We start from the raw sequence: 7,634 nt of genomic DNA, 5'->3' as shown, positions 1-7,634 counted from the left end.
CCGCAGGCGGGCGCGGCAGCGCTTTGCCTGCCGAAACAACGGACACGGCTTCCCGACCATGAAAAAAGGGGGCCTTCCGCAGACAAAGGCGCAACGGAGCGCTGAAAAAAGCCTTTCTGGCCAACCGAAGGCAGAACAAGACGCGGATGCCGCCCCTCATGCGCAAGAGGGGCGTGAAGAAAGCGTTCTTCTCCATAAACAAAAGTCCATACCCGCACAGGCCCACACCAAAAATATCTTTCCATCCCTTCCGCTGACACTGTTTTCCGGCAACAGCCGGAAAACAGTCGGCCGCCGCAGGCGGGCGCGGCAGCGCACGCCTGCACTGACGTGGGGGCGGGCTGTGCCGAGAAGCGAGCCTTCCGCCCTGTGCGGCAGGATTCGGCTTTTCCACCATGTTCGCCGCCTTGCGTACATGGACGGAGGAGAGCCTTCTGAGCCTTCCCCGCGCACGAGATTGCCTGATGCGGGGCCCCGGCGGGGTGCGGGACGGCGCCCCGCCTGCCTTTCCTGCCTGTTAAACAACAAAGGCCGGGGGACCGGCCTTGTATTTACGGGGCGCGAAGGGGGCTATTCACCCTGGAGGCGGAGCTGTTCCTTCACATAGTTGACCATGCCGCCCTTATCGATAAGGGTCTGCATCATGGGGGAGAGGGCGGGGATACGGATTTCCGCGCCGTTGTCGAGGTCGCGGATGACGCCCTGTTCGGGGCTGATTTCGAGGGTATCGCCGTCGTTGATTTTACTGACCTCATCGCCCACTTCCAGAAGCATGAGGCCCATATTGAAGGCATTGCGGTAGAAGATACGGGCGAAGCTGTGGCCGACCACGGCGCGTATGCCTGCGCCTATTATGGCGAGGGGGGCGTGTTCGCGGGAGGAGCCGCAGCCGAAGTTACGGTCGGCGACGATGATATCGCCTTTGTGCACGCGCTTCACCCAGCCGGGTTCCAGGCCTTCCATGCAGGCTTCGCCCAGCTTTTCGGTATCGGTGGTGACGAGGAAACGCGCGGGGATGATTGCGTCGGTATCGATATGAGCGCCGACCTTATGGACTTTTCCGGTAAAGGACATGATATTCTCCTGTATTTCCCCGGCGCGGGGCCGGGGCGCGGAGGGATTTTTTCCGCGAAGGTATGCTCACGGCATGCGCGCACTCCTGAAGCGGAAGATGCGGGCGCATATTTTTTGAAACGCGACGCGCTTTGAGCCTTGGCGCGGGCGTTTCTTCCGGGCTCTACAGCGCGTCCGGGCCGGTAATGACGCCGGTGACGGCGGAGGCGGCGGCCACGCAGGGGCTTGCAAGGTAGAGTTCCGATTCCAGGCTGCCCATGCGGCCGCGGAAATTGCGGTTGGAGGTGGAGATGCAGCGTTCGCCGTCGCCGAGCACGCCCATGTAGCCGCCGAGGCAGGGGCCGCAGGTGGGGGTGCTGATGACGCAGCCTGCGTCGGAGAAGACCTCGAAGAGGCCCTCGTCCATGGCCTGACGCCACACGGCGGGCGTGGCCGGAATGACGATGCAGCGCACGCCCTTGGCCACCTTGCGGCCGCGCAGGATTTCGGCGGCATCGCGCATATCGGAAATACGTCCGTTGGTGCAGGACCCTATGACGACCTGATCCACGGAAACGGAGGCAAGCTCGGACACGGGGCGCGTGTTCTCAGGCAGATGCGGGCAGGCCACCACGGGTTCCATATCCGTGACGTTCATGGTGACGACGCGCTCGTATTCCGCACCCTCGTCGGCGGCAAGGGCCATGGGGTCGGGCGTGCCGTGGGCGCGGCAGTAGGCGGCGGTCAGATCGTCGGAGGGGAAGAGGCCGCACTTGCCGCCCGCCTCAATGGCCATGTTGGCCATGCAGAGGCGGCCTTCGATATCCACGTCCTTCAGGGCGGAGCCGCCGAATTCCAGGGCGCGGTAGAGCGCGCCGTCCACGCCTATCTCGCCGATGAGGCGCAGGATGAGGTCTTTTCCGCGGATCCAGCGGGGCATGGAACCTTCGATATTCACGCGGATAGCGGCGGGAACCTTGAACCACAGCCTGCCGAGCACCATGCCGCAGGCGATATCCGTGGAGCCGAGGCCCGTGGAAAAAGCCCCTATGCCGCCGTAGGTGCAGGTATGGCTGTCCGCACCTATGACGAGATCACCGGGCTTCACCAGGCCCTTTTCAGGCAGGAGGGCGTGCTCCACGCCCGCCGAGCCGCCTTCATAGTAATGGGTGATGCCCATTTCCGCAGCGAAGCGGCGGGAGACCATGACTTGATTGGCCGAGGCTATGTCCTTCTGGGGGGTGTAGTGGTCCATCACCAGAAAGACCCTGTCCTTGTCGAACACCTTTTTTGCGCCCATGGCGCGGAAGGACTTTATGGCGAGGGGGCCGGTAATGTCGTTGGCGAGCACGCCGGAGAGGGAACATTCCACTATCTGTCCGGGTTCGCGGACTTCCTCATCGGTGTGCATCTGAAGTATTTTCTGGGCAAGGGTCATTGCCATGGTTCCATCTCCGGGAAAAAGCGTTACGGCCCGCGCGGGCCGAAGGGGGCCCTCCCCTTCCTTCCGGGGGGGAGGGCGGGAAAAAAGCCGGGCGGCCCGGTAAGAGCCGCCCGGAGCATGAGGCTAGTCCACAGGATTCTGCTTGTAGCTTATGACGTCCTTTTCCTTGTGTTCCAAGCGGTTCAGGGCATCCACATAGGCCTTGGCGCTCGCCACGATGATATCGAGGTCGGAGCCGCGGCCGGTGGCGGAATACTTGCCGTCGCGCAGGTGCACGGACACTTCGCCCTGGGCGTCGGTGCCGCCGGTAATGGCGTTGACGGAGAACTTCTCAAGCTCGGCGCTCGTGCCGCATATCTGGGAAATGACGTTGAAGGCAGCGTCGATGGGGCCGACGCCGAAGCCCGCAAGGCGCACTTCCTCGTCGTGATCCTGCATGACGACGGCCGCGGTGGTGGGCATGGTGGAGCCCATGGTGGTCTGCACGCAGATATTGCTCAGGCGGAAGCGGTCCGGGATGCGCATGCGGTACACTTCGGAGAAGACCAGGGCTTCGAGGTCCTCGTCGTGGATGCGGGCCTTCTTGTCCGCAAGTTCCTTCATGGCCGCGAACACGGCGTTGACCTGGTCGGTATCCAGGCTGTAGCCGAGCTCCTCAAGGCGGGTACGCACGGCATTGCGGCCGGAATGCTTGCCTATGACGATATCCGTGGACTTGCGGCCCACGGCCTGCGGGGTCATGATCTCGTAGGTGTTGCGGTTCTTGAGCATGCCGTCCTGATGGATGCCGGATTCATGGGCGAAGGCGTTGCTGCCGATAATGGCCTTGTTCGCCGGGATGGGGCGGCCGATGATGAGGGAAAGCAAATGACAGGAGGGATAGATCTGCTCGGTGACGATGGAACATTCCACGCCGTAGTATTCGGGGCGGAGCTTCAGGGCCATGACGAATTCCTCAAGGGAGGCGTTGCCCGCCCTCTCGCCGATGCCGCTCAGGCAGAGCTCCGCCTGGCGCGCGCCGTTCTTCACCGCGGAGAGGCTGTTGGCCACGGCAAGGCCCAGGTCGTCGTGACAGTGTACGCTGAATACGGCTTTATCGGAGTTCGGCACATTCTCGATGATGTAGCGGATGAGCGCGCCGAACTCGTCGGGCTGGGCAAAACCCACAGTGTCGGGAATGTTGATGGTGCTCGCGCCCGCGTCTATGGCGGCGGTGACGATGCGCACGAGGAAGTCACGGTCGGAACGGGAGGCGTCCTCGGCGGAAAATTCCACATTGGGAGTGTAGGAGGCGGCGCGCTTCACCGCAGCCACGGCAAGTTCCACCACTTCGTCGGGCGTCTTGCGCAGCTTGTATTCCATATGGATGGGGGAAGTGGCGATGAAGGTGTGGATGCGCGGATGGCGGGCATGCTTCACCGCTTCCCACGCGCGGTCGATATCCTTGAAATTGGCGCGGGCAAGGCCGGCCACCTGCGCGTTCTCCACGCTCTGGGCAATGGCCTTCACAGCCTCGAAGTCGCCTTCGCTGGCGGCCGGGAAGCCCGCCTCGATGACGTCCACCCCCAGCATTTCCAGCTGGCGGGCGATGCGGATTTTTTCGCTGAGGTCCATAGTGGCGCCGGGGGACTGTTCCCCGTCGCGAAGCGTGGTATCGAAAATAATGACGCGGTCGGACATGATATTCTCCTTCGTTTGCGGGGCATGCCCCGTTGCGGCGTGTATGTCCTGTTCCCCTCCGGGGCGAAAGCCGATAAAAAAGGCTGCCCCGACTTCCGACGGAACAGCCTTTTGCCTGTTATTCGCCAGAAATCACGATATGTCCGGGCACAGCAGAAGGCCGGACAGTCGCCCGCAAAGAAGCAGCAGGGAAGAAGCGAAGCGAACTTCGTTCTTCGAGGCGGCAGCATTATGGGCGTTGTACATCGTGACTCCCTGCGCTTTGAAAAGCGCCTTTTTTGCAACACTACGAAAAGCAGATATTTTTTTCAAGGAAAATGTGCGGGCGCGGCGGAAATTTTTTGCCCGGCCCGCAAGGGGCCTCCCCTGAAAGGGGGGTAATGCCCTACAGACAAAAGGGAAGCAGGGGGCCCTGCTTTCCTTGACGGGAATTTTCAGAGCGTTTATATTAGGAAGAACCAGGCCTTTTCCCCGACAAAACGGCTGAGGAAAAAAAGGACGAAAGGAAGTCTGAACATGAGCAGAGAATATTACGCGTCGATGATCTCCGAACTGGGAAAATCCGTCGGGCTCACGCTGGAAGCGGACGAGACGGGATACAGCAGCCTGGAAATCGACGGCTCCCTTGTCGCCCACATGCAGTATGTCGCCCTATCCGACAGCATCTACATTTTCTGCGAACTGGGCCGCATCGAAGAGCACGCCCTCACAGACGCCTGCGAACGCCTGCTCTCGGCCAATCTTTTCGGCGTGGAGACGGGCGGCGGCGTGCTGGCCATGCACAAGGACAGCCACGAGGTCGTGTTCAGCTATTCCGTCTCCGCCGCAGAGGCGGACCCTGTCCGCTTCCAGCAGCTCCTGGAAAACGTCGTCCACTATGCCGAATACTGGAAAGGCGAGCTGGAATCCATGAACAGGGGGGCCTCCGTTCAGGACGAGGCGGACGACCCGCGCCTGACCATGCTGCGTGTGTGAACCGTTTCGGAGGACGGTCATGCCTGTGGATTTTCTTTCCTTCCAGAGAGTCGCCGAAGAATCGTGGAACCGGGTAGTCCTGGAACGCAGCGGCGGAGAGGAGGCCCTTGTCTCGGGCAGCCGCAGCGCCCCCGGCCGGAAGATCAGCAACGCCGAGGTGCGGCAGGCCTTTTCCGAAGCCCTGCGCGCCCACTTCGGCGCGGATGTGGCGAGCGCCCTGAACTACAAAAGCACCTCTTCGAGTTCCCTTTCCAGCCACGAGATACGCAACGTCATCGCCCAGGCCAAGGCGCAGGCCCGCGAAGCCAACATAGCGAGGGTGCTCTGCATCTTTTCCCAGAAGTGCATGCGCACGGACGCGCTGAAAAACCCCGGGGCCGTTTCCCCCGAAACCCTGAAAAGCATACTCGGCCCCATGCTGGACAAGGCCGCCCCCGAAGGCGGGCTTCTTTCCGACCGCAGCGCGGAGCAGCTGGCGGGCCGCCTCATCGGCATGACCCGCAACGCGGGAATCAGGCCGCGGGGCATAGAGCTGCTCAACGGGCACCGCTACCACTACAATGTGGAAGACAAGGTGCGGGCGGGCGTGCTGCGCGAAGGCAGCCGCCTCGGTGAATTTGAATTCGTCCGCCTCAAGCAGAAAGGCGTGGAGCCGGGCTTTGAAGCGCACATGGCGTGGCTGCCTGCGCATACGCAGGCCATGAAGACGCCGGGCACGGACTTCCACGCCCGGGCCGAAGCCTTTCTGGAGTGCGCGCTGTCGGGAAAGATGCTGCCGCCCGAAGGCACGAAGGCCCACGGCTCCCTGCGCGAGATGGGGGAAGTCGGCAACGACATACGCCGCCTTGCCGGAGAATTTCTCCGAAGCCGCGGCATCGCTGTTTCCGGCGGGAACCTCATGAAGGCCCTGGAAGGCAGGCCCGACGACCAGAAGGCCCTCATGGCCGCGCTCATGAACGACGCGGGCACCGCCGCGCACCTTGAGAAGCACATACGGCAAAACGACGCCTATTTCACGGATATCCACTATGTGAAAATGGACTATGCGGAATCCGACAAGACCCTTGTCCGGCACAAGGTGCGCCTTCCCAAAAGGACGGCCAAAGGGCTCCTGCACCGCGCCTTCACGGCCAAGACGCGCACCACGGCCAATCAGGCGGCTCTCAAGGAAACGCTGGCCACGGATCTCATGCAGGCCATGGGCATAGAATCGCAGAAGGCGCGCCTCGTGCCCGCCTCCTATGCCGACGGCTCGCTCAAGCTGATGGTGGAAGCGGAACACATGAGCAAAACGGACGCTTCCGGGAAAAAACTGCGCTTCCGGGACTTTGCGGGCAACCTGCGCGACGGCGTGCTCACGCGCCCCGCAGCGGAAGGCGCAGGCCGGGAGAGCGACCCCGTGGTGGAAAGCTGGGGCAGGAACAAGATACTTTTCCTCATGCTGGCCGACCGCGACGCCATAGGCTCAAGGGGCGACAACAAGGGGCGCATGGGAGACACCTTCGCCGCCATAGACCCCGGCCATTCCCTGGAAGGCTTCATGAGCTTCAGGAACGTCCATTCCGATTTCTCCTTTGACCAGCCCTTCAGGAAGAACATGCGCTTCAAGAACTTTTCCATGTTCGACGATTCCTCCTACATGGAAAAGATGCAGGGCGTGCGCCAGCTGGCAAAGATGCGGGAAGACGGCGGGGACATGCGCGTGTTCGACAGCTACGCCGCATGGCTCGGCGAAGAGCTGAAGGGCCGGAAAACCCCTGCGGAAAAGGAAGAGCTTTCCGGCATGCTCCGCAAGGTGGAGGACATGAGGACGGCCTTCATCGCACGCCGGGACTACATTCTCGACGAGGTATTCGGCGAACGCCTCCGCTTCATGGACGCCAACCCGCCCGTGCTCGAAGCGCTCGACGCCCTGGAGAAGCTGACCTCGCCCACGCGCATGACTTCCCCTTCCGGGGAAGTGCAGCTCCGGCATATGCAGCTGGCCGGGAAGCGGCAGGAATGGCACATCAAAGACGACGGGCAGCGGGGCTACACCTTCTCCACCAACGGCGGTTCCGGCGTGGAAAAGAGCCTGCGCTCCTTCCTTGAAAGCCGCATGGCCCCCATGCCCGCCATGGGCAGGGAAAAAGGCGTGCTTTCCCTCCATGTGCCGGCCTCACAGCTTACGGCCTTCCTGCACGCCATGACGGAAAAGGAAGTGACTGCGGCCAAGCACCCTGCGGCCTGAGCGCGCCCAAGGCCCCCAAAGAAAGGTTCGGGAAAGCCTGCGCCGGGGCTTGTTCAAGGCTGGCGGCGGGCATCCTCCCGCGCCCGGAAGAAGCTCGCGGGCAGCCCCTGCCGAAGAGAGGCGCCCTTCCCGGGCAGGAAAAACGGCAACGCCCGGGGAAATCAGGCTTTTTCCAGCACAAGTTCCTTGGCCTTGCGGTAATCGAACTTGCCGGAGCCGAGGAGCGGGGCCTGCTTCACGCTCACGATGCGC

At 62.4% G+C, this 7,634-nt stretch carries 5 protein-coding genes; 2 read left to right on the top strand and 3 right to left on the bottom strand.

What is annotated here, in order from left to right; genetic code table 11:
* Positions 1-570: 570 nt before the first annotated feature.
* From K8W16_RS10780 to K8W16_RS10770, 3 genes are all read right to left on the bottom strand, one after another.
* Positions 571-1,074 carry a 3-isopropylmalate dehydratase small subunit gene (locus tag K8W16_RS10780; RefSeq protein WP_304123588.1) on the bottom strand — a complete coding sequence of 168 codons (504 nt, stop codon included), beginning with the start codon at positions 1,072-1,074 and terminating at the stop codon, positions 571-573.
* 163 nt (positions 1,075-1,237) lie between these two features.
* Complete coding sequence (leuC, locus tag K8W16_RS10775) at positions 1,238-2,497, bottom strand: 3-isopropylmalate dehydratase large subunit (protein WP_304123585.1); 1,260 nt, start codon at positions 2,495-2,497, stop codon at positions 1,238-1,240.
* 123 nt (positions 2,498-2,620) lie between these two features.
* Positions 2,621-4,177 carry a 2-isopropylmalate synthase gene (locus K8W16_RS10770; RefSeq protein WP_304123583.1) on the bottom strand — a complete coding sequence of 519 codons (1,557 nt, stop codon included), beginning with the start codon at positions 4,175-4,177 and terminating at the stop codon, positions 2,621-2,623.
* A 516-nt stretch (positions 4,178-4,693) separates the two neighbouring features.
* Between K8W16_RS10770 and K8W16_RS10765 the strand changes: the two genes are divergently transcribed.
* Entirely contained in the window at positions 4,694-5,152 is a 459-nt protein-coding gene (locus K8W16_RS10765; RefSeq protein ID WP_304123580.1) for a type III secretion system chaperone, read from the top strand.
* Positions 5,153-5,171: 19 nt separating this feature from the next.
* On the top strand, positions 5,172-7,382 hold the full coding sequence (locus K8W16_RS10760; protein WP_304123577.1) for a hypothetical protein: 2,211 nt from the start codon (positions 5,172-5,174) through the stop codon (positions 7,380-7,382).
* Positions 7,383-7,634 lie beyond the last annotated feature (252 nt).

Source organism: Mailhella massiliensis (assembly GCF_020741395.1).
GTDB lineage: Bacteria > Desulfobacterota > Desulfovibrionia > Desulfovibrionales > Desulfovibrionaceae > Mailhella > Mailhella massiliensis_A.
Note: the sequence above shows the minus strand (reverse complement) of the source record. Positions and strands in the feature narration are given on the sequence as shown.